The organism is Metapseudomonas resinovorans DSM 21078 (genome assembly GCF_000423545.1).
Lineage (GTDB): Bacteria > Pseudomonadota > Gammaproteobacteria > Pseudomonadales > Pseudomonadaceae > Metapseudomonas > Metapseudomonas resinovorans.
This window is the reverse complement of sequence record NZ_AUIE01000001.1, coordinates 176,385-202,120: the sequence shown is the minus strand read 5'-3', so window position 1 is coordinate 202,120 and position 25,736 is coordinate 176,385. Positions and strand designations below refer to the sequence as shown.

At 64.6% G+C, this 25,736-nt stretch carries 25 protein-coding genes; 7 read left to right on the top strand and 18 right to left on the bottom strand.

Annotated features, from left to right (window positions below; genetic code table 11):
• Positions 1-41: 41 nt before the first annotated feature.
• Together G559_RS0100890 and G559_RS0100885 are read right to left on the bottom strand one after the other, a co-directional pair.
• Entirely contained in the window at positions 42-902 is an 861-nt protein-coding gene (locus G559_RS0100890; RefSeq protein ID WP_028626430.1) for a LysR family transcriptional regulator, read from the bottom strand.
• Between the two features lie 149 nt (positions 903-1,051).
• Positions 1,052-1,282, bottom strand: coding sequence for a WCX domain-containing protein (locus G559_RS0100885; protein WP_028626429.1), 231 nt, complete (start codon positions 1,280-1,282; stop codon positions 1,052-1,054).
• Between G559_RS0100885 and G559_RS0100880 the strand changes: the two genes are divergently transcribed.
• Positions 1,272-1,580 carry a hypothetical protein gene (locus G559_RS0100880; RefSeq protein ID WP_028626428.1) on the top strand — a complete coding sequence of 103 codons (309 nt, stop codon included), beginning with the start codon at positions 1,272-1,274 and terminating at the stop codon, positions 1,578-1,580. The genes G559_RS0100885 and G559_RS0100880 overlap by 11 nt on opposite strands.
• Positions 1,581-1,625: 45 nt before the next feature.
• Here G559_RS0100880 and G559_RS0100875 read toward each other — a convergent pair whose 3' ends face one another.
• The 5 genes from G559_RS0100875 to G559_RS0100855 form a co-directional block, all read right to left on the bottom strand.
• A complete protein-coding gene (locus tag G559_RS0100875) occupies positions 1,626-2,069 on the bottom strand; it encodes a YybH family protein (protein WP_028626427.1) in 444 nt (147 codons plus the stop codon).
• A 122-nt stretch (positions 2,070-2,191) separates the two neighbouring features.
• Entirely contained in the window at positions 2,192-3,415 is a 1,224-nt protein-coding gene (locus tag G559_RS0100870; protein WP_028626426.1) for an RNA polymerase sigma factor, read from the bottom strand.
• A 31-nt stretch (positions 3,416-3,446) separates the two neighbouring features.
• Positions 3,447-3,824 carry a YciI family protein gene (locus tag G559_RS0100865; RefSeq protein ID WP_028626425.1) on the bottom strand — a complete coding sequence of 126 codons (378 nt, stop codon included), beginning with the start codon at positions 3,822-3,824 and terminating at the stop codon, positions 3,447-3,449.
• Between the two features lie 190 nt (positions 3,825-4,014).
• Entirely contained in the window at positions 4,015-4,542 is a 528-nt protein-coding gene (locus G559_RS0100860; RefSeq protein ID WP_028626424.1) for an SRPBCC family protein, read from the bottom strand.
• A gap of 62 nt (positions 4,543-4,604) precedes the next feature.
• The gene (locus tag G559_RS0100855) at positions 4,605-5,498 is read right to left on the bottom strand and encodes a LysR family transcriptional regulator (RefSeq protein ID WP_028626423.1); all 894 of its coding nucleotides are present in this window, start codon (positions 5,496-5,498) and stop codon (positions 4,605-4,607) included.
• A gap of 100 nt (positions 5,499-5,598) precedes the next feature.
• Between G559_RS0100855 and G559_RS0100850 the strand changes: the two genes are divergently transcribed.
• Positions 5,599-6,297 (top strand): CTP synthase C-terminal region-related (seleno)protein, encoded by a 699-nt coding sequence (locus G559_RS0100850; RefSeq protein WP_028626422.1) that lies wholly within the window; start codon positions 5,599-5,601, stop codon positions 6,295-6,297.
• Entirely contained in the window at positions 6,294-6,614 is a 321-nt protein-coding gene (locus G559_RS0100845; RefSeq protein WP_028626421.1) for an antibiotic biosynthesis monooxygenase family protein, read from the top strand. Before G559_RS0100850 ends, G559_RS0100845 begins: the two co-directional genes overlap by 4 nt.
• Before the next feature lie 109 nt (positions 6,615-6,723).
• Here the strand turns inward: G559_RS0100845 and G559_RS0100840 are convergent, their stop codons facing one another.
• From G559_RS0100840 to G559_RS0100825, 4 genes are all read right to left on the bottom strand, one after another.
• Positions 6,724-8,013, bottom strand: a complete 1,290-nt coding sequence (locus G559_RS0100840; protein ID WP_028626420.1) for an OprO/OprP family phosphate-selective porin — start codon at positions 8,011-8,013, stop codon at positions 6,724-6,726.
• Positions 8,014-8,444: 431 nt separating this feature from the next.
• A complete protein-coding gene (locus G559_RS0100835; protein ID WP_028626419.1) occupies positions 8,445-8,678 on the bottom strand; it encodes a zf-HC2 domain-containing protein in 234 nt (77 codons plus the stop codon).
• Positions 8,672-9,283 (bottom strand): RNA polymerase sigma factor, encoded by a 612-nt coding sequence (locus G559_RS0100830; RefSeq protein ID WP_028626418.1) that lies wholly within the window; start codon positions 9,281-9,283, stop codon positions 8,672-8,674. Before G559_RS0100830 ends, G559_RS0100835 begins: the two co-directional genes overlap by 7 nt.
• Positions 9,283-10,404, bottom strand: coding sequence for a beta-ketoacyl-ACP synthase III (locus tag G559_RS0100825; protein ID WP_028626417.1), 1,122 nt, complete (start codon positions 10,402-10,404; stop codon positions 9,283-9,285). Before G559_RS0100825 ends, G559_RS0100830 begins: the two co-directional genes overlap by 1 nt.
• 592 nt (positions 10,405-10,996) lie before the next feature.
• Here G559_RS0100825 and G559_RS0100820 point away from each other — a divergent pair.
• Complete coding sequence (locus tag G559_RS0100820) at positions 10,997-11,431, top strand: HIT family protein (RefSeq protein WP_028626416.1); 435 nt, start codon at positions 10,997-10,999, stop codon at positions 11,429-11,431.
• A gap of 87 nt (positions 11,432-11,518) precedes the next feature.
• On the opposite strand, the gene G559_RS0100815 is transcribed toward G559_RS0100820, so the two are convergent.
• The 4 genes from G559_RS0100815 to fadD2 all read right to left on the bottom strand — a co-directional run bounded on the left by G559_RS0100815 (position 11,519) and on the right by fadD2 (position 20,069).
• Complete coding sequence (locus G559_RS0100815) at positions 11,519-12,052, bottom strand: DUF3087 domain-containing protein (RefSeq protein ID WP_028626415.1); 534 nt, start codon at positions 12,050-12,052, stop codon at positions 11,519-11,521.
• Entirely contained in the window at positions 12,052-16,056 is a 4,005-nt protein-coding gene (hrpA, locus tag G559_RS0100810; RefSeq protein WP_028626414.1) for an ATP-dependent RNA helicase HrpA, read from the bottom strand. Before hrpA ends, G559_RS0100815 begins: the two co-directional genes overlap by 1 nt.
• Before the next feature lie 261 nt (positions 16,057-16,317).
• Positions 16,318-18,024, bottom strand: a complete 1,707-nt coding sequence (gene fadD1, locus G559_RS0100805; protein WP_028626413.1) for a long-chain-fatty-acid--CoA ligase FadD1 — start codon at positions 18,022-18,024, stop codon at positions 16,318-16,320.
• Between the two features lie 356 nt (positions 18,025-18,380).
• On the bottom strand, positions 18,381-20,069 hold the full coding sequence (fadD2, locus tag G559_RS0100800) for a long-chain-fatty-acid--CoA ligase FadD2 (protein ID WP_028626412.1): 1,689 nt from the start codon (positions 20,067-20,069) through the stop codon (positions 18,381-18,383).
• 185 nt (positions 20,070-20,254) lie between these two features.
• Here fadD2 and G559_RS0100795 point away from each other — a divergent pair, with 185 nt between their 5' ends.
• The 3 genes from G559_RS0100795 (at position 20,255) to G559_RS0100785 (ending at position 22,483) form a co-directional block, all read left to right on the top strand.
• Positions 20,255-20,992: a substrate-binding periplasmic protein gene (locus tag G559_RS0100795; protein WP_028626411.1), complete on the top strand. Its 738-nt coding sequence runs from the start codon at positions 20,255-20,257 to the stop codon at positions 20,990-20,992.
• A 64-nt stretch (positions 20,993-21,056) separates the two neighbouring features.
• The gene (locus G559_RS0100790; RefSeq protein WP_028626410.1) at positions 21,057-22,016 is read left to right on the top strand and encodes an alpha/beta hydrolase; all 960 of its coding nucleotides are present in this window, start codon (positions 21,057-21,059) and stop codon (positions 22,014-22,016) included.
• Entirely contained in the window at positions 22,013-22,483 is a 471-nt protein-coding gene (locus G559_RS0100785) for a MaoC family dehydratase (protein WP_028626409.1), read from the top strand. Before G559_RS0100790 ends, G559_RS0100785 begins: the two co-directional genes overlap by 4 nt.
• Positions 22,484-22,593: 110 nt before the next feature.
• On the opposite strand, the gene G559_RS0100780 is transcribed toward G559_RS0100785, so the two are convergent.
• Genes G559_RS0100780 through G559_RS0100770 form a run of 3 tightly spaced genes read right to left on the bottom strand, consistent with a single transcriptional unit; the run spans position 22,594 to position 25,641 of the window.
• Positions 22,594-23,448 (bottom strand): efflux RND transporter periplasmic adaptor subunit, encoded by an 855-nt coding sequence (locus tag G559_RS0100780; protein WP_028626408.1) that lies wholly within the window; start codon positions 23,446-23,448, stop codon positions 22,594-22,596.
• Positions 23,449-23,459: 11 nt separating this feature from the next.
• Positions 23,460-23,666, bottom strand: a complete 207-nt coding sequence (locus G559_RS0100775) for a DUF1656 domain-containing protein (RefSeq protein ID WP_028626407.1) — start codon at positions 23,664-23,666, stop codon at positions 23,460-23,462.
• Positions 23,653-25,641, bottom strand: a complete 1,989-nt coding sequence (locus G559_RS0100770; RefSeq protein ID WP_028626406.1) for an FUSC family protein — start codon at positions 25,639-25,641, stop codon at positions 23,653-23,655. The genes G559_RS0100775 and G559_RS0100770 overlap by 14 nt, the downstream gene beginning before the upstream one ends.
• Positions 25,642-25,736 lie beyond the last annotated feature (95 nt).

Here is a 25,736-nt window from a genome sequence, read left to right as displayed (position 1 = left end):
CCGGGCTACGGTTTGCTCTGGGCGGTGGCTGAAACCCGCACTCAGATCGGGTCCCAGCGCCGGGACCAGTCGATATCCTCGGCCACCACCTCGCGCAATATGTCGATAGCCTGGCGCAACGCCGGAGAATCCTTCTCGCGGGAATAGACCAGGTAAGTGGGATTGGTGAACTCCGGCGCCCTTTCCACGCGCTCCAGTTCACCGCTTTCCAGATGCCCCTGCACCACGCGCGCCCGGAAATAGCCGGAGCCGCCGCACTGCAGGATGTAGTGCAGGGCCAACGGGCCGAGGTTAGTGGCCAGCACGGCGCTGGCCTTCTCCGGCAGCGCGGCATCATGGCGCTGGCGGAATTCCGGCCCCCAATCGTTGTAGATGTACGGCTCAGGGTTACTCGCCGAACGCACCTGGATCAGCTTTTCCTCAAGCAGCAACTCAACCTGCAAGCCCGGCCAGTAATCAGGGCGATAGACCAGGGCGGCATCGAGCAGGCCGCTCTGCAACTGCTGCTGCAGGTGGCCAGCCTCACCCACTTCCGCACGTACAGCATGGGACGGCATGCGCTGGCGCAGACGAATCACCCAGTTGAGCACCAGCGGGCTGCACAGGCTCGTTTCGCCCCCCAGGTTGAGCACGTCGCGATAGCCCTCAGGCAGGGGCAGGTCACGCCGGGCCGCTTCCCACGTCTGCACCAGTTGGTTGGCATAGGCGACGAACACCTCGCCATCGGCGGTCAACCTCGCGCCGGCACGATTGCGCACGAAAAGCCGGCAATCCAGTTGCTGCTCCAGGTTCTGCACCCGCGCCGTGATGGTGGTCTGGGTGACATGCAGGCGCTCGGCGGCGGCGACGAAGCTGCCGCTGCGGACGATCTCCAGGAAGGTACGCGCCAGGTCGATATCCATGGGCTTGCTCGGGTACTGAAGGGACGGCCGAGTTTAACGGCTGAAAGGCCGGGGTGGATTGCCTGCGGGGGGATTTCATTGGCGAAATCGAGCCGGCCTGGCGCTTCCCTCACCCTCGACCCCTTTCCCAAAGGGAGCGGGGAGACCGGCTACGGACCCACCCATTTCAACAACCGCTCCGCGCAGGTGCGGATCTCCTCGCGCAGCGCTTCCGGCTCGCGCACCTCGAATTCGAAGGACAGCTTCACCAGTTGGCGGGCGAACCAGCCCATGCTGTCGGTTCGGGTGCGCAGCAAAACGCCTTCCTCTAGCGGCTCCAGCAGGCCGATGCCGCTGTCCAGTTCTTCGGCGGCCCGGGCCAGGTCGCACTTGAGCAGCACCTCCACCGCCGTCGAGCGTGGCAGCTGGGAGGCCTACGAGATGGCCGACGGCTCTGACTCCACCAAGGCCGTGTTGCGCAAGAAAGGGGCCGAGGATGTTCGGGGGCAATGCGCCAACCTGGACCGCCTGTTGCAGGGGCAGGCCTTCCCGCACCTGCAGCGCTACTTGCTGAAGCTGAAGGCCGACCCGGCCATTACCTTCGCCCGCGCCATCGAGGACGGCGAGCCGGCGCTCAGCCGTGGCGGCTTCAAGGGGCATGTGACGCTGGCGGAACTGGCAGCGCGCCTCGCGGCGTAAGCCCATCCCCCCTGCGACGGGGCATGATGCCCCGTCGCGTCCGGGTCAGGGCTGGAGGTCGAACAGCGCTTTGCCGCTTTCCATGTCGAAGGGCGCGGAGAAATGCTCGTGGACGATCTTCCAGTGCCCGCCGCGTTTGACGTAGCACTGGGTACCGCGCATCCAGCTGGTCTTCACCTCGCCGTCCTGCTCGCCGCCGCAGCGGACCAGGCAATGCAGGAAGGCGACGCTGGTGTCGGCATGGATAGTCGGATCGGCCGGTTCGAAGATTCCGTCGCCGCCGCACATCTCCGTGCAAAAACGCCAATGCTGCCCGTAGGCCTGGAGGCCCTTGAATTGCAGCTTGAGGATGGCATCGAAGGCGATCACGTCATCGGCATAGCAGGCCAGGATGGCATCCACATCCTTTGCGCGGGCCGCCTTCAGCCACTGGTTGAAGACTTCGTGCACTTCCAGTTCGGCGGTAGCCTTGAGGGTTTCGCTGCTCATAGTGCATCTCCTTGGGTTCCGGTAAGGGGTTCCGCCGAGCGCGCTGCCGGCGGACTCTCGCTTAGTCGTGGGCCGCTGCCCGACTTCGACACCACTCCGGTCAAGGCCGACGAGCGGTGCCCTCAACGCTCCAGTTCACGCAGGCGCTTCTCGATGAAGCGTCGCTCGGGTTCCTGGCGCGCCAGCGCCAGGGCACTGCGATAGGCCGCCTGCGCGTCGGCCTTGCGCCCGAGGCGGCGACAGAGGTCAGCACGGGCGGCATGGGCCAGGTGGTAGTCATTCAGCTCGCCAGCCTCAAGCAGCGCATCCACCTCAACCAAGCCCGCTTCGGGGCCATCACGCATGGCGATGGCCACGGCTCGGTTGAGTGCCACCACGGGCGACTGCACCAGGCGCTGCAGCACGTCGTAGAGGCCCACGATCTGCCCCCAGTCGGTGCGCGCGGCATCCGCAGCCTGGGCATGTACGGCGGCGATGGCAGCCTGAAGGGCATAGACACCGACGCGCCGGCTGGCCAGGGCCTGGGTCACCAGGGCAAGTCCCTCGGCGATCTGCGCCCGATCCCACAGGCTGCGGTCCTGGTCGTCCAGCAGTATCAGCTCGCCATCCTCGGTCGCGCGGGCGGCGCGGCGCGAGTCGTGCAGCAGCATGAGCGCGAGCAGGCCCATGACTTCCGGGTCCGGCAGCAGTTCGAGAAGCAGCCGCGCCAGGCGAATGGCTTCGGCGGACAGGTCGGTACGGATCAGCGAATCGCCGGAGGACGCCGAATAGCCCTCGTTGAAGACCAGGTAGATGACCCGCAGGACGTTTTCCAGCCGCTCCGGCAACTCGGCGAGGGCCGGCACCTGATAGGGAATGCGCGCGTCGCGGATTTTCGCCTTGGCGCGGACAATGCGCTGGGCAATGGTGGACGGGCTGCTGAGGAAGGCGCGGGCGATTTCCTCGGTCTTCAGGTCGCAGACCTCGCGCAGGGTCAGCGGCACCTGGGCGTCAGCCGGCAGTGCCGGGTGACAGCAGGTGAAGATCAGCCGCAGGCGGTCGTCCTCCACATCCTCACCCTCTTCGAAGGCGCTGGCGGCCTCCTCCAGCTCATCCACCAGGTGGCGCTTCGAGGCATCGAAACGGGCGCGTCGGCGCAGGCTGTCGATGGCCTTGAAGCGCCCCGCCGACACCAGCCAGGCGCGCGGGTTGGCCGGCATGCCATCCCGGGGCCACTGCTGCACGGCGGCGATGAAGGCGTCGTGCAGGGCTTCCTCGGCCAGGTCGAAATCCCCCAGCAGGCGAATCAGGGTGGCCAGCACGCGACGCGAGTCGCTGCGGTAGATCGCCTCGACCCGCTGGCGCAGTTCAGCCTCGTCCATCAGGCCCTCCGTGTCTTCACGAGGCGGCACCCAGCGTGGGTCGCACCTCAGGCTCGCGTACCGGACGCACCTCGATGCAGCCCAGGCGTCCCGGCGGAATCCTGGAGGCAATCTGCAGGGCTTCGTTGAGGTCACGCGCCTCGATCAGATAGAAGCCGCCGAGTTGCTCCTTGGTTTCAGCGAAGGGGCCGTCGGTCATGGATACGCGCCCGCCCTGCATGCGCAGGGTGGTGGCGGTGCGCACCGACTCCAGGGCATTGGACGCCAGGTAGTGGCCGCTGGCGGTGAGCTGCTCGGTGTAGTCGATGCATTCGCCGGCGATGGCCTGGTAATCGGCATCGGTCAGGGTGGCGAGCTTGGCTTCCTCGATATAGATCAGGCACAGGTATTTCATGGTGGGTTCCTCGGGTGGCTGCAGGGTACTGACACCCATTGGTCGTTCGGCCACTACGGGAATCGACAAGGCCGATGGAAATTTCCGTTCTTCGTCAGAATGGACCGCTACAGGTTTTCGTCGCCGAAAGAGGAAGGATAGCCGCGAGAATCCGCCCGGCCCGCCCAGGGGCCGAGCGGTTCGTAGCAGACTATTTCTCGGCGGCGGCCTTGAGGTTGATCAGGCCCTGGTCGAACTTGCTGCCGACCATGTCATCCATGTCGAAGAACACCTGCATCAGCCGGTGCGTATAGGGCGAAGGCCCGTACATGGCCCAGGTGACCTGGGTGCTGCCATTCTGCGGCTGCAAGGTGAATTCGGCCGTGTTGTGGGCCTCGAAGGGCATCTGGAAGTCCAGCTTGATCTCTACCTTCGATGCCGGCTCGCTCCGGGTGATCTCCATGCTACCGGTGCCCACCTCGTTATTGCCCTGCCAGGCATAGACCGCGCCCACACCCTCCTTCGGGCCGCTGTAACTGCGCTTGAGCGCCGGATCGATCTTCTCCCAGGGTGACCAGGCCTTCCACTGGTGCAGGTCGTTGATCAGGGGGAAGACCTTTTCCGGCGGCGCGGCAATGGTGGTCGTGCGTTCGATGCGGAAGCGATCCGGGCTGATCGCGGCGTATCCCAGCACGCCGACTATCGCGACAACGATGATGGCAACGATGGCTTTGAACATGGCGCCCTCCAGGGGCTTGCGGGCGGGTGGACTGGCACTTGGGCAGTACAGCTTGAACAAGGTTAGCCGCTCTGCGCGGCGGTGCCCGCTAGCGTGATATGGCGCGCCAGTTCCTCGAACAGGGTGGTAACCGAACGCAGGGCTCGGCAGTCCGGCCGGGTCAGCAGCCAGAGCGCGCTGGCGCAGCCGGACAGGTCGGTTTCCAGGACCTGCAGGCCCCGCTCGCCACGTACCAGGAATTCCGGCAGCGCCGCCACGCCGAGGCCGGCGCGCACCAGCTGCGCCACTGACAGCATGCTGTTGCAACGGTAGGCTGGCTGCACCTCGGGGTGACGCTGGCGGCGCCAGACCAGGCTGGGGTGGTTGGGCAGGAAATCGTCCGGGGCAATCCAGCTCATTCGCGCCGGGTCGCGTTCCGGCAAGCGCGCCAGGTAACTGTCCGCCGCGCAGAGCACGTAAGGCACAGGGCCCAGGCAGCGGCCCACCAGATGACCGGGCGGCGCGGTGGTCAGACGCAGGGCGACATCGGCGTCGCGGCGGCTGAGGTTGGCGAAATCGTTGGAGGTGGTCAGCTCCAGTTCCAGTGCGGGATAGGCCGGCATGAAACGGGCCAGGGCGGGCAGCAGCAGACCATGGAGCACGGCATCCGTGCAGGTCAGGCGCAGGGTGCCGCTGACAGCCTCGCGCCCCTGCTCCAGCCCCAGGCGCGCGGCCTCGAGCGCCCGCTCCGCCAGCTCGGCCTGCTGCGCCAGCAGTTGTGCCGCCGCATTGGGCAGGTAGCCGGCGCGGCTCTTCTCGAACAGCGCGCTGCCCAATGCCTGCTCCAGGCGACGCAGGGAACGGAACACGGTGGAGACATCCACCTTGAGTTGCTCGGCGGCCCGCGCCAGGGTGCCGCCACGAACCAGCGCCAAGACCAAAGCCAGGTCGGCGTGATCGATGCTGTATTGCGTCACTGCAATCCCACCTTGCCAATTCGCCAATATTGATTGCTTCGACGCAACTATATAGTTCGCCTGAACGGGTGCAAGCCGTGCCCGGCATGGGAGGACAGAGATGAAGCAACTGCGCATCGGCCTGATCGGCGACAGGGACGACGGCATCACCGCACACCGCGCCATTCCACGCGCCCTGGAGCTCGCCGCGCAGGCCACAGGCCGCGCGCTGGAAGGTGTCTGGCTGGCCACCGAGCGCCTCGGCGAAGCCCGCCTGGACGAATACCACGGCCTTTGGTGCGTCCCGGGCAGCCCCTACCGCGACACCGAGGGCGTACTGCAGGCCATCGCCCATACGCGGCGCAATGCCCAGCCCTTTCTCGGTACCTGTGGTGGCTTCCAGCACGCACTGTTGGAGCATGCGCGCCATGTGCTGGGCTGGACCGACGCGGAACACGCCGAAAACTCGCCCGATGCACCGCGCGCGGTGATCAGTCCCCTGCCCTGCGCCTTGCGCGAAACCCTGGAACGGGTGCAGTTGCTGCCCGGCTCGAAACTGGCCCAAGCCTATGGCGCGCATGAAGCGTTCGAGGGCTACTTCTGTGGCTACGGCCTCAATCCCGACTTCCGCGAAGCACTCACCCAGGGGCCACTGAAGGTTGCCGCCACCGATGCCCTTGGCGCCGTGAGGGCGGTGGAGCTGGACGGCCATCCCTTCTTCGTGGCCACGCTGTTCCAACCGGAGCGCGCCGCACTGATCGGCCGCCTGCCGCCGCTGGTACGCGCCTTCGTCAACGCCTGCCAGGAGAACGCCCGATGATTGCCCGCACACCGGAGCCACCCTACTACGCAGTGATCTTCACCTCCCTGCGCAGCGAGACGGAACAGGATTACGCCGCCACTGCCGAGCGCATGCTGGAGCTGGCCCGCGACCAGCCAGGCTTCCTGGGCGTGGAATCCGCGCGGGGCAGCGATGGGCTGGGGATCACGGTGTCCTACTGGCGTAGCGAAGCGGAAATTCGCACCTGGCGGACCCAGGCCGAACACCGGGAAGCGCAGCGGCGCGGCCGCGAGCAGTGGTACCGGGCGTTTCGTACGCGGGTGGCGTATGTCGAGCGGGAGTACGGAATGGGCTGAAGGCAGGCCGGTGCCAACGGCAACGCCCAACGGCTCCGCCCTTTTCCGCACTCATGAAAAAGCCCCGCCAGATGGCGGGGCTGAAAAAGGAGCGGAATCCCGTGTCTTCTTAGAACACGTACTGGGCGCGAACTACGAAACCGTCGCCGTCGTCGTCGCCGTTGGCGTTGGTGGCGTTGTCCACCTGGGCCTTGACGTAGTAGCCACCGATCTTCACGGCTTCGTTGGCGTACCAGTTCACGCCCAGGTTGTGCACCTTGGCCTCGACTTCGTCAGTGGCAACGTCACCCACGAGGTCGTCGTCCATGCTCACGTCGTCGTAGCGGTAGAACACTTCCCAGGCGCCGATCTGCTTGTTGGACGGTTTGATCTTGTCGAACTTGCCGAGTTTGTAGTCGCGAGCTTCACCGGTAAGGGTGTAGGCGAGCTGCACGTAGAAACCATCACCCTCGACGTCATCAACGGTATCGCTGTCGGAGTCCAGCTCACGCTTGATGTACTCGGCCTGTGCCGAGAAAGCACCGAATGCGGCTGCAGCTTCCAGGCCAAGAGCGGCGTCGTCAGCCCACGCGCCTCTGGTGCCACCCAGGGTCAGGCGGTTGCCGTTGGCGCCGGCGTCGTTACCACCAAGGGTGGAAACACCACGCATGCCCAGACGGCTCTTGGTCGAGGCATCGAAGTTGGTGACGTCGGTCAGATCGCGCTGGGCGTAGTTCACGCCAACGTGCAGGACGTTGCCAGCTTCGTGCATCGGAGCGAAGACACCGCGAAGGTTGAACTGCTTGACGCTTTCGCCGTCTTCGTCGTTCACGTCCTTGGCGAAGACACCCGCGGAACCGTACAGGGAGTCACCGGCTACACCGGAAACCTGGATACCCATGCCGTTCTCATGGGCGTTGGCGAAGGGCACCAGGTCGTAAGCAGCGTTACGCTCCTGGGCGGTTACCCACTTGGAGCTGGTAGCCTTTTCCAGGCCAAAGTCGGGGTCGAAACGGCCTACCTTGATCACAACCGGGTTGAATCCGGTGTAGGCAATGGAAGCTTCGTCGAAGTAACCGTCGTCAGAGCTGCCGGCGTTGTGGGAGAAGTCGTAGCTGATCTGGTAAGCCCAGTCGGTGTACGCAACGCCACTGAGTTCCAGGAAGGCGCGACGGAAGTACGCGGCGTCCGCGGCGTCACCGTCCTTGGTGTAGAAGCCGTCGAAGCTGCTGTAGTCAGCCTGCAGACGACCACCCAGTTTGAAGCTGAAGGCCTTGTCGGTGGTGCCGACTTCCAGGCCGCCTTTGGTCTTGACGACGATATCGGCCCCGTCAGTGGTAACGGTACCGGCGAAAGCCTGGGCGGAAATGGCCAGGGCCATGGCGCTGGCGGCAAAACCGGCGAAGTGCTTACGGATCATCGAAGGGTTCCCCTATTGGTCTTTAGCGTTAGAAAACACGAGAGCATCTGGGCTCGTCGGTGCTGGTGGGGAATCTTGGCGGCGGGTTATTTCAGCTCAGTTGCTTCTATATAAATATTTTGTGACAACGGAACTTTTTTACTTCGATTTTTCATAAGCAACGAAACGCTCTGGAACGGGCCTTTCAGCCAATTTCAGTGGTTTATATGCAGTAGATGACGCTGAAAACAGCGGGTTGCGGAAATCGCGATTCGCGACTACCCGCTCCGATCGAACGATCGAAAGGCCTAGGTTTTGTAGGAAAAGTCGTCGAGCGAAGGTCAGGCAAGGCGAAGTCGGCCGAAGAAGCGCAGTTTACGTGTTGTAAATGAGCATTCTGAGGCTGACTTCAACGCAGCATCACCGATGCGCAGGCACTTTTCGTGCAAAGCCTAGAGGGAGTCGCGGCGTTTCTGCGCCAGGTGCACGGCCAGGTCATCCACTTCGGCACCCTGGCTTTCGGGCATAAGGCGGACAACGGCCTGGGTCAGCTTCATCTGCTTGATGAAGCGCCGGCAATTGCGGCAGAGCATCAGGTGACGGCGCACGGCCATGCGCTCACGGAAGTTCAACTCGCCATCGAGCAGGCCGCTGGAGCGGGCAACCAGTTCCTTGCACGTCAGCATTGGCCTGTCTCCTCGAAATGTTCCAGCGTGGCGAACAGCTTCAGGCGTCCGCGATGTAGCAGCACCCGGACATTGGAGAGCGATAGCTCCAATAAATTACAGATCTCTTCCAACTCGAGCCCCTGACGCTCACGCAGCAGCACCACACTGCGCTGCATCTCCGACAGGCCGAGCAGGGTCTTTTCCAGGCACTCGCGCAGTTCCTCTTCGGTCAACAGGGCCTCGGGCGAGTCTTGATGCCAGGCGGGAACCGTGGCGGCCCAGTGGCCGTCCTCGGAAAATCGCCCTTCATCCACCGTCCCGTGGGGTGCGGGCAGGTCGTCGAGCAGGACTTCACGTCGGCTTTGCCTGAGCCGGCTGCGGGCGGTGTTGGCGACGATGGTCAGCAGCCAGGTCTTGAGGCTGGAGCGCTGCTGGAAGCCGTCCAGGTTGCGCACCACGGCGAGCCAGGCGTCCTGCACGACTTCGTCGGCGAGACGCGAGCCAACGATGGCGTAGGCGACCGCGCGCATGGCGCCCTGATAGGCGCCAATCAGCTCGCGATAGGCGCCCTGCTCCCCGGCAAGCAGCCGGGGCAGCAGGTCAGCGTCGGCCGGGTGGTTCATCAGTGCTTGCGCAGGATCACGCTACCGATGGAGTAACCGGCACCGAAGGAGCTGAGCACACCGAGCGCGCCGCTGGGCAGGTCGTCCTGGTGCTTGTGGAAGGCGATCACCGAGCCGGCGGAGCTGGTGTTGGCATAGGTGTCGAGGATCACCGGCGCTTCGCTCGGCTCGGCATCACGGCCCAGCAGCTTGCGGGCGATCAGCAGGTTCATGTTGAGGTTGGCCTGGTGCAACCAGAAACGCTTCACGTCGCCGACATTGAGTTTGTTCTCGCCCAGGTGGGCGGCGATCAGCTCGGCGACCATCGGGCAGACGTCCTTGAATACCTTGCGGCCTTCCTGGACGAACAGCTTGTCGCGGGTACCCACACCCTCTTCGGCGGCGCGGTTGAGGAAGCCGAAGTTGTTGCGGATGTTGTTGGAGAACTGGGTCAGCAGCTTGGTGCCGACTACGTCGAACTGGTGCCTGGAGGTGGCCTGGTCGGCACGTTCGATGATCACGGCGGTCGCGGCATCACCGAAGATGAAGTGGCTGTCGCGATCGCGGAAATTCAGGTGGCCGGTGCAGATTTCCGGGTTGACCATCAGGATGGCGCGAGCCTGGCCGGTCTGTACGGCGTTGGTAGCGGCCTGGATGCCGAACGTCGCCGAGGAGCAGGCGACGTTCATGTCGTAGCCGAAACCATTGATGCCCAGGGCGGCCTGCACTTCGATGGCCACGGCCGGATAGGCGCGCTGCAGGTTGGAGCAGGCGACGATCACACCATCGATATCGGCTGGCGTCTTGCCGGCGCGTTCCAAGGCCTGCTTGGCCGCGGCCACGGACATCTCGCACAGGATGCCCCACTCGTCGTTGGAGCGCTCAGGGATGCGCGGCACCATGCGCTTGGGATCGAGGATACCGTCCTTGTCCACCACGAAACGGCTCTTGATGCCGGACGCCTTCTCGATGAAAGCCACGCTGGATTCGGCCAGGGGCTCCATCTCGCCACGCTCGATGGCGGCGGCGTTTTCGGCATTGAACGCCTGCACGTAGGCATTGAAGGACTCCACCAGCTCTTCATTGGAGATGCTGTTGGGTGGGGTGTACAGGCCGGTGCCACTGATCACGACGTTGTGCACGGTCGATCCTCTCGATACTGGGCCGCTCGCGCGAACGGCCGGTTCAGGCAGTCAGCCACCGGCCCAGGCGGCCGGCAGCGGAAAATGGTCGTCCCGCAACGCGGGAAGGAACAGCAAACAGGGTGGAGGCCACAACACGAACATCCTTTGCCGTGCCCCGCCGACGCCCTTGGCGCCAGTCAGCGATCTCGCCGGAATTCTCTTGGCGGGTGCCCCACTTTCTTATCCAGATGCGAAGGGTAACGCCAGAAACGACGGCTGGCGACGGGGACTTTCGCCAAATCATCGGCGAAGTGACGAGAATAATCGGTCAGTTTGCGACCTTGAGGTGGCAAAGCGTAGCAACGCCTTGCCCGGCGAGGAGGGACGCCGTGACCAGGGCTCGCTCGGACTGGCTGCTGACATTGAGCGGGCAACTCTCCTGCGCCCCTGCCTGCGGGTCCTGGATGCTCGGGGGCGCGTAGCTGCTGGCCGAGAAAGACACAGCCCGGACGCGGGCCGGCCGGAGTTCGAACCGGGTTGGTGGGGTTTTCTGCCGCCGCTGCGAAGGGTAAGGTGCACGGCTCTCGCAACCGGCAAATGGAGCGCCTCGATGAGCTTGCACGGCACCTATGACCCGCAGAACGTCTTCGCCCAGATCATTCGCGGCGAAGCCCCCTGCTACAAACTCTTTGAGGACGACGACGTGCTCGCCTTCCTCGACATCTTCCCGCAGTCCTTCGGCCACACCCTGGTCATTCCCAAGCGCTCCGCTGCGCGCAACATCCTGGATATCGAGACCGATGCCCTGGCCAAGGTCATGGCCGTGGTGCAACGGTTGACCCATGTGCTGGTGAAGGAACTGGAACCCGCCGGCGTTCAGGTGGCGCAGTTCAACGGTGCGCCCGCGGGCCAGACCGTTTTCCATATCCACATGCACATCGTGCCGCGCTTCGAAGGTGAGTCGCTGGGCATCCACGCCAGCAAGAAGGCTGACCCGGCGGAGCTGGAAGCGCTGCAGGCACGCCTGCTGAAACATCTGCAGTAATCACCTGCGGAGCCATTGCAGCCCTGCATGGGTGGATCGGTGAAGCGTGATCCGCCCATGCAGGAACTTACTCCGAGCAGGCCGTATTCAGTTGCCGTATCCCTTCACCGCCTCCAGCCAGGCTGGTTCGAGGCGGTTCTGCTCGACCTCCAGCCCTTGCGCTTCCATCGCTTCGCGGTGCTGGTCGATCTCGCGTACATGGTGGTTGAGGTCGGCGCTGTTGCCGTCCAGTTGGTGCATCTGGGTCAGGCCCAGGTGATAGAAGCGCAGCAGCTTCATCGCCGCGGGATCACCGGCCGCCACGCCCGCCTTGACCTTGTGCATGACATTGGTAACGCGCATCAGGCTGCGCTTGAGCTGCCAGCCGTAGACCGCCGGCGCCATCCAGGGCCGCGGCCACAACTGGATGCGCACCACGCCGACGGTGAGCGCCAGCCCGGCCAGCACGCCGATCAGGTTCCAGCGGAAATTGTCACCGCCGGGCGTACCGAACGCCTTCACGCAGAAGGTGGAAAGCAGCAGCGCCAGGGCAATGAACAGGCCGGCGACCACCAGGGTGATGCGACGGGTCTGCTGGCGGTAGAGCTCAGGGCTCATGGGGCGGATCTCGAAGGGGCTCATCAGGCTTCTACCTGGCTCCATTGTTTGTTGAGACGTTTGTCGGAAACCGGCATGCGCGTTCCGAGTTGCTGGGCGAACAGCGAGACGCGGTATTCCTCCAGCATCCAGCGGTAGAGCACCAGCTCGGGGTCACGCTTGCCTTCCTGGGCATGCTTGGCCAGGCGCGCCCGGTATTGCTCCCAGTAGCCGGCGATCTCGCCCGACCAGACGCGGTCGCGCTGCAACTGCGCGGCGATCTTGTCGAAGCGCTGTTCGATGGCCTTGAGGTAACGCGGCAGCTCCTTCAGCCATTCCGCCGGCGTTTCCCGGACGAACCCCGGATAGACCAGGTTGGCCAGCTGCGCCTTGATGTCGTTCAGCGCCACTGCCTGGGCCAGGTCGATGCGGCCCTTGAAGCGTTTCTGCAGGCCATGCCAGAGCTTGAGGATTTCCAGGGTCAACCGCGCCAGGCGCTCGGCATGTTCGGCCCAGGCGCCGCGCTTCTTCTCGGCCAGTGAGGCCAGGGCCGCGCCGTCACGGGGCAGGCTGGCTTCGCCGTCAAGGATGCAGCTGTCCAGGCTGGCCAGGAGGATGTCCTCTACCAGCGCATCCACACGCCCCATATCGCGGTAGAGCAGGCCCAGGTCAGTGAGGCCGGGCAGCTTGCCGCGAAGGAACTTGGCGGTTTCCGCCAGTTGCTGCAGCAGCAAGCGTTGCAGGGCACGGCGGTGCTGCCATTCGGCTTCGGCCTGGGTCGGGAAGCGGCTTTCCTTGACGCTGCCGCCCTCCTCCACCAACGCCGGGTACACAGTCATGGAAAGGCCGGCGACCTTCTGCTGGGTCTTTTCCGCGACCTGGGCAAAGCCCTTGGCTTCCACCGGCTTCTGCTCTTTCTGCGCCTGCGGGATGGCGAGCGCCGCCTGACTGGCTTCGGCAAAACGGGCGGTGATCTCGACCAGATCGCGGCCTTCGCCAAGGAACTTGCCGCGGGCGTCCACCACTTCCAGGTTCATCTTCAGGTGGCTTTCCAGTTGGGCAGCGGCCTCGACCCAGGCTTCCTCGGGCACGCGGGCCCCAGTCATGCGCTGCAGCTCGCGGCCGAGGGACTCGGGCAGCGAGCCCTGTGCGAACACCAGCTTGGCCAATGCTGCCTTGACGAAATCCGGCACCGGCACGAAGTTCTTGCGGATGGCCTTGGGCAGGTTGCGCACCAGGGCCACGCACTTGGCTTCCAGCAGGCCCGGCACCAGCCATTCCAGGCGCTCCGGCGGCAGTTGCGGCAACAGCGGCGCCGGCACTCGCAGGGTCACGCCATCGCGTGGGTGGCCCGGTTCGAAGTGATAGGACAGCGGCAGCTCCAGCTCACTCAGGTGCAGCGTGTCCGGGTACTGCGCGGCGGTGACTTCGCTGGCTTCGCGGGCCAGCACGTCTTCCTCGCGCATGATCAGCAGGTCGGGCGTGTTCGTCCGCTCCCGCTCATACCACTTCTCGAAGGTCGCGGTCTGGTAGATATCCGCCGGCAGGCGCGCTGCATAGTAGGCGAAGAGGGTTTCCTCGTCGGCCAGGATGTCGCGACGGCGCGCCTTGGCTTCCAGTTCGTCGAGCCTCTCCAGCAGTTGGCGGTTGGCGGTGAGGCACTTCGCCTTGCTGTTGATCTCGCCACGCACCAGGCCTTCGCGGATGAACAGCTCGCGGGAGACCTCCGGGTCCACCGGGCCGTAATGCACGGCGCGACGACCGACGATGATCAGGCCATAGAGGGTGATCTGTTCATAGGCCACTACCTGCCCGCGGCGCTTCTCCCAGTGGGGCTCCAGGTGGTTCTTCTTGACCAGGTGGCCGGCCAGGGGCTCCAGCCAGTCCGGTTCGATCTTCGCCACCATGCGCGCGAACAGCTTGGTGGTTTCCACCAGTTCGGCGGCCATGATCCATTGCGGGCGCTTCTTCGCGATGGCGGTGCCGGGGTGAATCCAGAAGCGCCGCTGACGCGCGCCCAAGTAGTCGCCGTCTTCGGTCTTCTGGCCGATCTGGCTCAGCAGGCCGCAGAGGATGGCCTTGTGCACCTTGGCGTAATCGATGCTGCGCTCGGCCGCCTCGCCGCTCTTGTGGGAGCCAGCCTGCTGGCGAACGCCCGGCGCGTTCTGCCGTTCGCCAGCAAGCTGGCTCCTACCTTTACCGGATTCCGGGAAGAGCTTCAGCTCGCGGCAGATCAGCACCAGTTGGCGGTGGGCGTCACGCCATTCGCGCAGGCGCAGGTAGTTGAGGAAGTTCTTCCGGCACCAGGAACGCAAGGCATTGGAGCCCAATGCCTGGCGCTGTTCCTCGAAGCCGCGCCAGAGGTTGATCAGCGCCGCGAAGTCGGAGTCCACGTCCTTCCACTGCGCATGGGCCTGGTCGGCTGCCTGTTGGCGCTCGATCGGACGCTCGCGCGGGTCCTGCACCGACAGCGCAGCGGCCACGATCAGGACTTCGTCGAGGCTGCCCTGGCGCGCGCCTTCCAGCACCATCCGGCCCAGGCGCGGGTCGATGGGCAGGCGCGCAAGCTGGCGACCGATGGGGGTGAGCTGGCTCTCGCGATTGACTGCCGAAAGCTCCTGCAGCAGCGTGAAACCGTCCTTGATCGCCTTGCCGTCTGGCGGCTCGATGAAGGGGAAGGCCTCGATATCGCCCAGGCGCAGGTGCAGCATCTGCAGGATCACCGCCGCCAGGTTGGTGCGTAGGATCTCCGGATCGGTGAAGGTCGGGCGGGAGAGGAAGTCTTCCTCGCTATAAAGGCGCACGCAGATACCCGGCTCGACCCGGCCACAACGACCCTTGCGCTGGTTGGCGCTGGCCTGGGATACCGCTTCCACCGGCAGGCGCTGGACTTTCGCGCGGTAGCTGTAGCGGCTGATGCGCGCCGTACCGCTGTCGATCACGTAGCGAATGCCCGGGACCGTCAGGGAGGTTTCCGCGACGTTGGTGGAAAGAACGATCTTGCGGCCCGCCATGGGCTGGAAGATTTTCTGCTGCTCGGCCGGAGTCAGCCGCGCGTACAGCGGCAGTACCTCGGTGTGGCGCAGGTTGGCCTTGCGCAGCACGTCGGCGCAGTCGCGGATTTCTCGCTCGCCGGGGAGGAATACCAGCACGTCGCCGGGACGCTTGCCCACTTCACGTTCGTGAGCGGCGATCTCGTCCAGGGCTCGGAGGATGCCCTGGTCCACGGAAAGGTCATCGAACAGTGCTTCACCATCCTCGTCCACCTCGGCGGCCAGCGGCCGGTACCAGGTGTCCACCGGGTAGGTCCGGCCGGAGACTTCAATAATGGGCGCGTCGTTGAAGTGCTTGGAAAAGCGCTCGAGGTCGATGGTCGCGGAGGTGATGATCAGCTTGAGGTCGGGCCTGCGCGGCAACAGCGTCTTGAGGTAGCCGAGGAGGAAGTCGATGTTCAGGCTGCGCTCGTGGGCCTCGTCGACGATGATCGTGTCGTAGCGTTCGAGGAAGCGATCGTGCTGGGTTTCCGCCAGCAGGATACCGTCGGTCATCAGTTTGATCAGGCTGCGCTCGTTGGACTGGTCCTCGAAGCGCACCTGGTAGCCCACCAGTTCGCCCAGCGGGCTGCCGATTTCCTCCGCCACCCGGGTCGCCACGCTGCGTGCCGCCAGCCGACGCGGCTGCGTGTGGCCGATCAGACCGTGGGTACCGCGGCCGATTTCCAGGCAGATCTTCGGCAGCTGGGTGGTCTTGCCCGAGCCGGTCTCGCCAGCAATCACCAGCACCTGGTGCTTTTCCAGCGCCGCCTTGATCTCGTCGCGCTTGGCGGCGATGGGCAGGGCGTCGTCGTAACGCATCACCGGCACGCTGGCGCGCCTGGCCTCGACTCGCGCGATGGACGCCTGGAAGCGCTCGACCCACTGCGCCAACTTGGCGTCATCCGGGTGCTTGCGCAGCTCATGGAGCTGCCGGCGCAGGCGATGCCGGTCGGCACCCATGGCCTGTTCAAGGCGTTTGAGGAGTTGTTCGGGGCTGGGGGATTGCTCGCTCATCGGGTCCGCTGATTCTGCTGTCGTTTTCGGCAAGGGCGGAATTGTCGCAGATTTCCGGCGAGAGCCTGTAGGGCGCCATGCAGTGCGTAGGATGGGTCGGGCGGCGTTCCGCGAGCTTGCGATACCCAACAACCGTGGTCCGCATGGGTTTCGTGCCTCAACCCATCCTACGGCTCTTTCGCGAATGATTTCGCTCACACACTTTTCCGGCCTGAAATGACAAGGCCCCGCGAGTGCGGGGCCTTGTCGTGCGGGGCGGGATCAGACCTTGGCCGTTTCCTGCTTCGCCTTGAGCTTCTTCAGCTCTTCGTCGCGCAGCTCGCGGCGCAGGATCTTGCCGACGTTGGTGGTCGGCAGCGCGTCGCGGAACTCGATGGCGCGCGGCACCTTGTAGCCGGTGACGTTGCTGCGCATGTGCTCCATCACCTGCTCCTTGGTCAGGCTGACGCCGGGCTTGGCGACCACGAACATCTTGATCGCCTCGCCGGATTTCTCGTCCGGCACGCCGATGGCGGCGCACTGCAGCACGCCCGGCAGGGTCGCCAGCACATCTTCCAGTTCGTTCGGATACACGTTGAAGCCGGAGACCAGGATCATGTCCTTCTTGCGGTCGACGATGCGCATGAAGCCATCGTCCTGGATCACCGCAACGTCGCCGGTCTTCAGCCAGCCGTCGGCATCGAGCATTTCATCGGTGGCTTCCTGGCGCTGCCAGTAGCCCTTCATGACCTGCGGCCCCTTCACGCACAGCTCGCCGGGCGCGCCCAGGCCAACGTCATTGCCTTCGTCGTCCACCACCTTGCACTGGGTGGAGGGCACCGGGATGCCGATGGTGCCGATCTGGATGTTCTGGAACGGGTTCACCGACACCACCGGGCTGGTCTCGGTCATGCCGTAGCCTTCGCAGATGGCGCAACCGGTGACCTGCTTCCAGCGCTCGGCAGCGGCCAGTTGCAGGGCCATGCCGCCGGACAGGGTCAGCTTCAGCGCGGAGAAGTCCAGCTTGCGGAAGTCCTCGTTGTTGCACAGGGCCACGAACAGGGTGTTCAGCCCCACGAAACCGGTGAACTTGTACTTCGCCAGCTCCTTGGTCATGGCCGGCAGGTCGCGCGGGTTGGAGATGAGGACGTTGTGGTTGCCGGTCAGCATCATCGCCATGCAATGGAAGGTGAAGGCGTAGATGTGATAGAGCGGCAGCGGGGTGATGAGGATCTCGCAACCTTCGTTCAGGTTGGCGCCCATCAATGCCTTGCACTGCAGCATATTGGCGATCAGGTTGCGATGAGTCAGCATCGCCCCCTTGGCCACGCCGGTAGTGCCACCGGTGTACTGCAGCACGGCGATGTCACCGCCCTGCGGGCTGGCTTCGTTGACGGCACGGCCACGGCCCTTGGCCAGGGCATCGTTGAGCTTGACTGCCTGGGGCAGGCTGAACGGCGGCACCATCTTCTTCACATGCTTGATCACGGCATTGACCAGCAGGCGCTTGAAGGTCGGCAGCAGGTCACCGACTTCGGTGACGATGACGTGTTTCACGCCGGTCTTGGGCAGGACTTCTTCGGCCAGGTGAGCCATGTTGGCCAGGCAGACCAGGGCCTTGGCGCCGGAATCGTTGAACTGGTGTTCCATTTCCCGCGCGGTGTAGAGCGGGTTGGTGTTGACGACGATCAGGCCGGCACGCATGGCGCCGAACACCACCACCGGGTACTGCAGGATATTCGGCAGCTGCACGGCGATGCGATCGCCGGGCTTGAGATCCGTGTGGTTCTGCAGGAAGGCGGCAAAGGCGCCGGAAAGTTCGTAGAGCTCACCGTAGGTGAGGGTCTTGCCCAGGTTGCTGAATGCGGGCTTGTCGGCAAAGCGTTGGCAGGACTCCTTCAATACCGCCTGGACGTTGGGGTATTGATCGGGGTTGATCTCGGCAGGAACACCCGCTGGGTACTTGTCCTTCCAGAAGTTATCGGTCATGGAGGCCCACTCCTAAGCAACAGCTGATTTCACTACCCTCCGAGGGGCAGTTGTTTGTTGTGTTCTGTGCAATTGTGCGCCCGTGCGGGCAAAAAAACGCGCCGAGATTAACAGCTTTACCAAGGGCCCACCAGCACCAAACCAGCCCCATGCAGTCATTAAAGTGACCAAAACAGTGCATATCAGTCACTTTTGGAGTCCAGACTCTAATTCGCCGACAAACGGCGTATTTCGGGGCTTTCACGGGTTCTGGGAAGCGTGATGAGCGAATCGGACAGGGCGTCCGGGGCGGAAGGCGGGTCACACGCGGGGGGAAGAGCGAGGGCAGGACGGAGGACCCGCCCTGCCCTTTTCGGTCAGGCGATGTCGCGCAGCTCGCGACGCAGGATCTTGCCCACCGGGGTCATCGGCAGGGCGTCCTTCAGCACGATGTGCTTGGGCACCTTGTAGCCGGTGAAGTTTTCCTTGCAGTAGGCCTTCAGCTCCTCGACGCTGACGCCGCCATCGCGCGGCACCACGAAGAGCTTCACCGCCTCGCCGGACTTGTCGTCAGGCACACCGATGGCCGCGCAACTGGCCACCTTCGGGTGGGCCATGACCACGTCTTCGATCTCGTTCGGATAGACGTTGAAGCCGGAGACGATGATCAGGTCCTTCTTGCGGTCGACGATGCGCACATAGCCGTCCGGGTCGATCACGGCGATGTCACCGGTCTTCAGCCAACCCTCGGCGTCCAGCACCTCAGCGGTTGCCTCGGGACGCTGCCAGTAGCCCTTCATCACCTGCGGCCCCTTGATGCACAGCTCGCCGCGCTCACCAAGGGGCAGTTCGTTGCCCGCATCGTCGATGGTCTTGAAGGCGGTGCCCGGCACCGGGATGCCCACGGTCCCCAAGCGTGCCTGGCTGCCATACGGGTTGGTGCTGGCCACAGGCGAGGTCTCGGTCAGGCCGTAGCCTTCCACCACCGAACAGCCGGTCATCGCCTGCCAGCGTTCGGCAGTGGCCTTGACCAGCGCAGTGCCGCCGGAGTTGGTGACCTTGAGGTTGGAGAAGTCGAGGTTCTTGAATTCAGGATGGTCCATCAGCGCCACGAACAGGGTGTTCAGGCCCAGCAGCGCGGAGAAGCGCCACTTCTTCAGCTCCTTGATGAAGCCACCGATGTCGCGCGGATTGGTGATGAGGATGTTGTGGTTGCCATTGACCATCATGCACATGCAGTTCGCGGTGAAGGCATAGATGTGGTACAGCGGCAGCGGCGCAATCATGATCTCCTGGCCCTGCTTCATCAGCGGTGCACCCTCCGGGCCGAGCTGCGACAGGCAGGCGTCCACTTGCTGCATGTTGGCCACCAGGTTGCCGTGGGTCAGCATCGCGCCCTTGGCCACGCCGGTGGTGCCGCCGGTGTACTGCAGCACGGCGATATCTTCCAGCCCCACCCGCACCGGTTTCAGCGCATGGCCCTGGCCCAGCTTCAGCGCCTCCTTGAAGGACACCGCCTGTGGCAGGTGGTAGTCGGGGACCATCTTCTTCAGCTTCTTGACCACGGTGTTGACCAGCCAGCCCTTGAGGCTTGGCAGCAGGTCACCCATGCGGGCTTCGATCAGGTATTCGATCTCGGTATCGGGCAGCACCTCTTCGACCAGCTTGCCGAACAGGTTGATGTAGACCAGCGCGCGCACCCCGGCGTCCTTGAATTGATGACGCATCTCGCGGGCGGTGTAGAGCGGGTTGGTGTTGACCACGATGAGCCCGGCGCGCAGGGCACCGAACACGGCGATGGGGTACTGCAGGACGTTGGGCATCTGCACGGCGATACGGTCGCCGGGCGCAAGGTCAGTGTTCTTCTGCAGGTAGGCGGCGAAGGCGGCGGACAGGCGGTCCAGCTCGGCATAGGTCAGGGTCACGCCCAGGTTGCTGAAGGCGGGGCGGTCGGCGAATTTCTTGCAGGATCGCTCGAACACCTCGATCACCGACTTGTAGGCGGCCAGATCGATTTGGTTGGGCACGCCGGCCGGGCGTTTGTCGCTCCAGAAATCAGGTTGCATTGTTCTTGTCCTCTTAGCCCTGAAATAGTCTGGCCCGCGCTGCGGGGCTGCCCGGAACTTAGCAGCTCCTAGGCAACGCGCAAATATGCGAGCGGGCGTCATTGACCGCGTGAATCTTGCCGATAGTCCAGTTAGATTCGCCTAGCATCAGAACAAGAACATGACATCTGGATTACTTATCACTCATGCGTTTCCCTCTGGCCCACTGGGCGTTGCTGTGCTGCCTGCTCCTCAGCTGCGGCGTTCGGGCCGACCTCCGTCTGGCCACCCTGGAATACCCTCCCTACTGCTCGCAGTACCTGCCGCAAGGCGGCAGCATCGTCGAGCTCACCACCCGCGCCTTCGCATCCCAGGGCTACAAGGTCCAGGTGGACTTTATGCCCTGGGCCCGTGTTCGCGCCGCCCTGCACAGCGGCCACTACCAGGGCGCCCTGGCCCTCTGGCCACGGGAAGTGGTCGAGGAAAACCTGCGTGCCTCGCGGCCGCTGTTCTATAGCGAGCTGGGATTCTTCGTGCGCGCCGACTCGCCGGTCCGGTTCAACAACCTCGCCGAACTCAAGGGACGCAAGGTGGGCGTAGTCCGGGGCTACGGCTACCCGGCCAGCGTGCTGCATTCGGGTTTCAGCGCCGAGGAAGCGGTGGACGACATCTCCAACCTGCGCAAGCTGGAGGCACGGCGTTTTGACCTGGTGCTGCTGGAGCGTGTGGTGGGCCAGTATCTAATCGCGAAGGACGAGCACCTGCGCGGCAAGCTCCAATGGCAGTCCCCGGCCCTGGAACGCATCCCCCTGTTGGCGGGATTCACCGCACCGCAGCCCGGGCAGCCGGACTGGGCGCACGTGTACGAGCGCGGGCTCAAGACCCTGCTGGCCAGCGGCGAATACATGCGCATACTCGAACGCCAGAATACCCCTCCCCGCTGAGCAGGCTTTGCGCCACCAGCGCACCCGTGCACAATGCGTCGATTCCCCGGCAAAAGGATCGGCCATGCGCCACGACGCCTTCTGGCTCGACGCCAGCGATGCAGTGCCCCTGTACGTCAATCACTGGTCCGGCGAGGCACCGCCCCGGGCGGTGGTGATGCTGTCCCACGGCATGGCCGAGCACAGCGGCCGCTACGCTCGCCTGGGCGAGGCCCTGGTGGCCGCCGGGTTCGAACTCTATGCCCTCGACCAGCGCGGACACGGGCGCACCGCCGAGCATGGCGTCCTCGGCCAGTACGCCGCGGATGACGGCTGGAGCAAGGTCATCAACGACCTCGCCAGCCTCAACCACCATATCCGCCAACAACATCCGCAAACGCCCATCCTCCTGCTGGGCCACAGCATGGGCAGCTACATCGGCCAGGCCTACCTGATGCAGCACAGCTGCAGCCTGCAGGGCGCCATCCTCTCCGGCTCCAACTACCAGCCAGTGGCGTTGTACAGGGTGGCCAGCCTCGTAGCGCGGTTCGAGCGCTGGCGCCAGGGCAAAGAGGGCCGTAGCCCGCTGATCGAGTTCCTCTCCTTCGGTTCCTTCAACAAGGCCTTCAAGCCCAACCGCACGGCTTTCGACTGGCTCAGCCGCGACCCGCAGGAAGTGGACAAGTACGTCAACGATCCGCTTTGCGGCTTCCGCTGCACCAACCAGTTGTGGCTCGACCTGCTCGGCGGGCTTCAGAACATCACCCCGCCGAAGCACCTGGCGCAGATCGACCCCGACCTGCCGCTGCTGGTGATAGGCGGTGAACGCGACCCGGTCAGCGAAGGCCGGCGCCTGCAGGATCTGGCCGCGGCCTTGCGCCGGGCCGGCCTCAGGAACGTGCAGCTGAACATTTACCCCGGCGCCCGCCACGAGCTGCTCAACGAGAGCAACCGCGACGAGGTGACCCGCGACTTGATCGACTGGCTGGAGCAGACCCTTGCCCACAGTCGACCCAACCAAACGCAAGCCAAGGAGACCGCATGAGCCAGGTAACCAACTTCACCTACGACGCCCTGGAAGTCGGCCAGAAAGCCACCTTCTCCACCACCGTCGAAGAGCGCCACATCCAGCTGTTCGCCGCCGTCTCCGGCGACCGCAACCCGGTGCACCTGGACGCCGAGTACGCTGCCGGCACGATGTTCAAGGAGCGCATCGCCCACGGCATGTTCACCGGTGCCCTGATCAGCGCCGCCATCGCCTGCGAAATGCCAGGCCCGGGCAGCATCTACCTTGGCCAACAGCTCAAGTTCACCCGCCCGGTGAAACTGGGCGACAGCCTGACCGTGGAGCTGGAGATCCTCGAGAAACTGCCGAAGAACCGCGTGCGCATCGCCACCCGCGTGTTCAACCAGAATGCCGAGCAGGTGGTCGATGGCGAAGCCGAAGTGCTGGCGCCCAAGCAGCAGCTGTCGGTGGAACTGCCGGAACTGCCGCCGATCACCATCGGTTGAGGTTTCGCTGGATACGAAGACGCCCGGACTTGATCCGGGCTTTTTTGTTGGCGCTCAGTTGCCGCACCTGTGGGGGCGAATTCATTCGCCAGGCAGGCCGAAGGCCTGCCCTACTCCTCCACCGTCACGCTGGCTGTCATCCCGGCGCTCAGGATCACGTCCTCCGGCACCTTGTCCAGTTTGATCCGCACTGGAATCCGCTGGGCCAGGCGCACCCAGTTGAAGGTGGGTTCGACATTGGCCAGCAGTTGGGTATCCGGAATCGCATTGCGGTCGGTGATGCCACGGCTGATGCTTTCCACCTTGCCGGCAAGGGGTTCGCCGGCACTCATCAGCCAGACTTTCACCGGTGCGCCGACCTTGATGCGCGGCAGCTTGGTTTCCTCGAAGTAGGCCTGGACATAGAACGAGCCGTCGTCCACCAGCGCCATGACCGGCTGACCGGCACTCACGTAGTTGCCCTGGGCCAGGCGCAAGTTGGTCACCTGCCCGTTGCGCGGCGCGCGCAGTTCGCTGCGAGCGAGGTTTAGTTCGGCCACCTTGAGTTCAGCCTGGGCCTCGCGGAATTCGGCACGGGCGACCTCCGCCGTGATCAGGGCGTTCTCGCGCAGTTCCGCGCTGATGGCCTGGGGGCCGAGGTGCTGGCGGCGGGAGGCTTCGTGCTCACGAAGGCGCAACTGGTGTTGACGCGTATCGGCCACGGCGCGGGCCTTTTCCATCGCCGCCACATAGCGCTCGCGGTCAACGGAAAGCAGCAAGTCACCGGCCTTCACCTGCTGGTTGTCCTGGACCTTGAGGTCCATCACCCAACCGGACACATCCGGCGATATCACCACCACGTCGGCGCGGACCCGCGCGTCCCGGGTCCAGGGTGCAAGCATGTAGTGCTGCCAGAGGCCATAGCCGGCCACCAGGGCCACCACGACCAGGGTAAGGGTTACCAGCACACGCAGCATGGAACGCATCTTTTTCTCCTCTACCAGTGCCCGGTCAGCGCAACCAGCGCGGCCAGCACACAGACATACAGGGCACAATCGAACAGTGCTTCGTGCCAGATCCAGCGCGCCAGCCCGACTCGCGCCAGGCCGATGCGCAGCACGCCGGTCACCAGCAGCGCCAGCAATGCATAAAGCAGAAAGGGGCTGAGCAGCACGCCGCCCAGGGACCATTCACGCAAGCCCATGGCTCGCCTCCTGTTGTTCACACCATTGCCGCCAGCTCTGCTGCAACTGCAGCAATGCTGCCTGGGCCAGGCGACGGTCGATGCTCCGTCCCGTGCCGCGCAACGCCTCCAACAACTCTCTGACGGGTTCATCGAGGAGCTGGGCGCGACCGGGCGCCGGACCTTGCAGCAGGATGCGCTCGAGCTTGCGCAGGAAGCGGCCCTCCGACACCCCGAGCGGCCTGTCCGCAGCTGCCAGGCAACGCCGCAGATGCAGCAGTTCGTCTCCCAGGTCCAGGCTGGCAATGCCGTCGTCCCAGCGACTACGGCTCTGCTCCGGCAGCACCGGGTAGAGCCGCGCCAGTTGCAACAGACGGTCGGCCATGCGTCCACCGAACCAGTTCTCCGCACCGGCCAACCGCACGCCGGTCAGGCGCGCCAGATCGGCGTGCGACGCCTTGAGCAGGCGCCGGCCATGCCACATGGGATTGCGCAGCGGAATCAGGCGGAACGCGACCACCGCGAAGCCCACCCCCAGCAACATGGAAACTGCCTCGTTAAAGAACAGCCCGACGTCGAAGCGCATGAGGTTCTGCGGCGCGCAGAGCACGATGAAATGCAGGCAGAAGGACGTAGCCGTAGCGCCCAGGGCCGGTTTGGCCATGCCCAGCGCGCCGAAGAACAGCGGCACGCCCAGCGCCATGCAGAGCATCGGGAAGCCGCTGAGCTGGGGCAGGAGTACCTGGCCAACGACAAAGGCCACCGGCAGCGCATAAACAATCCCGCGCAAGAAAAGCATACCTATCTGCTCGGCGTTCTCGCGGCTGGCGAACAGGCCGCAGATCACGCAGGTCAGGGTCAACGCCCCGACCGCCGAGGTCCAGGCGGTGGCCAGCCAGAACGCCGACAGACCGAGGAAAGCCAAGGCACTGCGCAGCCCGTAGATGGTGGCGGTCTGGATATCACGATGGGTCGACAGCGGCGGCGGCGCATCCGTCGGTGCCTCGCCCCGCTCCACCGCGCGCATGGCAGCCACCGCCTCGGCGGCCTGGCGCATCACCACCGCCATGCGCCCCAGGCAGTATTGCTGGACAGTGGAAAATGACTCGTCCTCCGACACGTGCAGCAGGCGTTGGCGAATATCATCCAGCCGCGCCACATCCGGCTCGGCCAGGGCCAGCTCCACTTCTTCCAGCCAAGGCCGCAAGCCTTCCGCCTCGCCTTCACCCAATTGCCGCCACTGACGCGCCACGCCACGGGACAGGCGCAGAAGACTGAGCAGGTCCCGGCTAAGTACCTGCAGGGCCGCTGCGCGCTGGCGACCGCGGTGCCCCTCGAACCAGGCGTGTTCGCGTTGGGCGTCGACAGCCACGATGCGTCCCAGCACACCGAGCAGGCCCTGACGCTCCTGATGCTCGCCCTTCAGGGCAGAAATCGCCGCCTGGATGCCGCACTGCCAGGCATCCCGCGCCTGGCGGGCCAACTGGCGCTCGACCCGCTGCGGCCATAGCAATGCACTGGTGGCCGTGGCGCAGATGATCCCAAGGCAAATCTCCGTCGAGCGCGCCACAGCCTGGTCGAACACCGTCAGCGGATGGGCGATGGCGGGCAGGCCAATGATCGCGACCGTGTAGCCGGCCAGCACGAAAGAATAGGACCAGGCGCTGCGCATCATGGTCGAGGCGGCGGTGCAGATACCCAGCCAGGTGGCCAGTGCCAGCAGGAACAACCAGGGCGTCTGGGCGAACAGACCGACAATCGTGACCGACATCACGGTGCCCACCAGGGTGCCGAGCAATCGCGCCAGGCCCTTCTGCACCACCATCCCCGACAGCGGCTGGGCAACGATGAAGGCGGTCATCAACGCCCACTGCGGCTGCTGCAGGTCGAAGCGGAACGCGCACCAGAGCGCAATGGCGCCGCCCAGCAGGGTCTTGATCGCGAATTGCAGCGCCGGGATATCAGGCGCCAGGAACGCACGCAGGGTATCGCGCACAGGCAAGGTCCAAGGGTGATCCAGATAGGGAATGAAGATAGCCCGTCGGAATCGACGGGCTATATATAAACCTTATTATTAGCTTGCTATCTTAA

Excerpts from the sequence above, each read along its gene's own strand:
- G559_RS0100840 (WP_028626420.1), bottom strand. The coding sequence starts at position 8,013 with ATGATCCGTAAGCACTTCGCCGGTTTTGCCGCCAGCGCCATGGCCCTG.
- G559_RS0100815 (WP_028626415.1), bottom strand. The coding sequence starts at position 12,052 with ATGAGCCCCTTCGAGATCCGCCCCATGAGCCCTGAGCTCTACCGCCAG.
- G559_RS0100820 (WP_028626416.1), top strand. The coding sequence starts at position 10,997 with ATGAGCTTGCACGGCACCTATGACCCGCAGAACGTCTTCGCCCAGATC.
- G559_RS0100830 (WP_028626418.1), bottom strand. The coding sequence starts at position 9,283 with ATGAACCACCCGGCCGACGCTGACCTGCTGCCCCGGCTGCTTGCCGGG.
- G559_RS0100795 (WP_028626411.1), top strand. The coding sequence starts at position 20,255 with ATGCGTTTCCCTCTGGCCCACTGGGCGTTGCTGTGCTGCCTGCTCCTC.
- G559_RS0100790 (WP_028626410.1), top strand. The coding sequence starts at position 21,057 with ATGCGCCACGACGCCTTCTGGCTCGACGCCAGCGATGCAGTGCCCCTG.
- G559_RS0100860 (WP_028626424.1), bottom strand. The coding sequence starts at position 4,542 with ATGTTCAAAGCCATCGTTGCCATCATCGTTGTCGCGATAGTCGGCGTG.
- hrpA (WP_028626414.1), bottom strand. The coding sequence starts at position 16,056 with ATGAGCGAGCAATCCCCCAGCCCCGAACAACTCCTCAAACGCCTTGAA.
- G559_RS0100845 (WP_028626421.1), top strand. The coding sequence starts at position 6,294 with ATGATTGCCCGCACACCGGAGCCACCCTACTACGCAGTGATCTTCACC.
- G559_RS0100865 (WP_028626425.1), bottom strand. The coding sequence starts at position 3,824 with ATGAAATACCTGTGCCTGATCTATATCGAGGAAGCCAAGCTCGCCACC.
- G559_RS0100890 (WP_028626430.1), bottom strand. The coding sequence starts at position 902 with ATGGATATCGACCTGGCGCGTACCTTCCTGGAGATCGTCCGCAGCGGC.
- G559_RS0100835 (WP_028626419.1), bottom strand. The coding sequence starts at position 8,678 with ATGCTGACGTGCAAGGAACTGGTTGCCCGCTCCAGCGGCCTGCTCGAT.
- G559_RS0100850 (WP_028626422.1), top strand. The coding sequence starts at position 5,599 with ATGAAGCAACTGCGCATCGGCCTGATCGGCGACAGGGACGACGGCATC.
- fadD2 (WP_028626412.1), bottom strand. The coding sequence starts at position 20,069 with ATGCAACCTGATTTCTGGAGCGACAAACGCCCGGCCGGCGTGCCCAAC.
- G559_RS0100780 (WP_028626408.1), bottom strand. The coding sequence starts at position 23,448 with ATGCGTTCCATGCTGCGTGTGCTGGTAACCCTTACCCTGGTCGTGGTG.
- G559_RS0100785 (WP_028626409.1), top strand. The coding sequence starts at position 22,013 with ATGAGCCAGGTAACCAACTTCACCTACGACGCCCTGGAAGTCGGCCAG.
- G559_RS0100775 (WP_028626407.1), bottom strand. The coding sequence starts at position 23,666 with ATGGGCTTGCGTGAATGGTCCCTGGGCGGCGTGCTGCTCAGCCCCTTT.
- G559_RS0100875 (WP_028626427.1), bottom strand. The coding sequence starts at position 2,069 with ATGAGCAGCGAAACCCTCAAGGCTACCGCCGAACTGGAAGTGCACGAA.
- fadD1 (WP_028626413.1), bottom strand. The coding sequence starts at position 18,024 with ATGACCGATAACTTCTGGAAGGACAAGTACCCAGCGGGTGTTCCTGCC.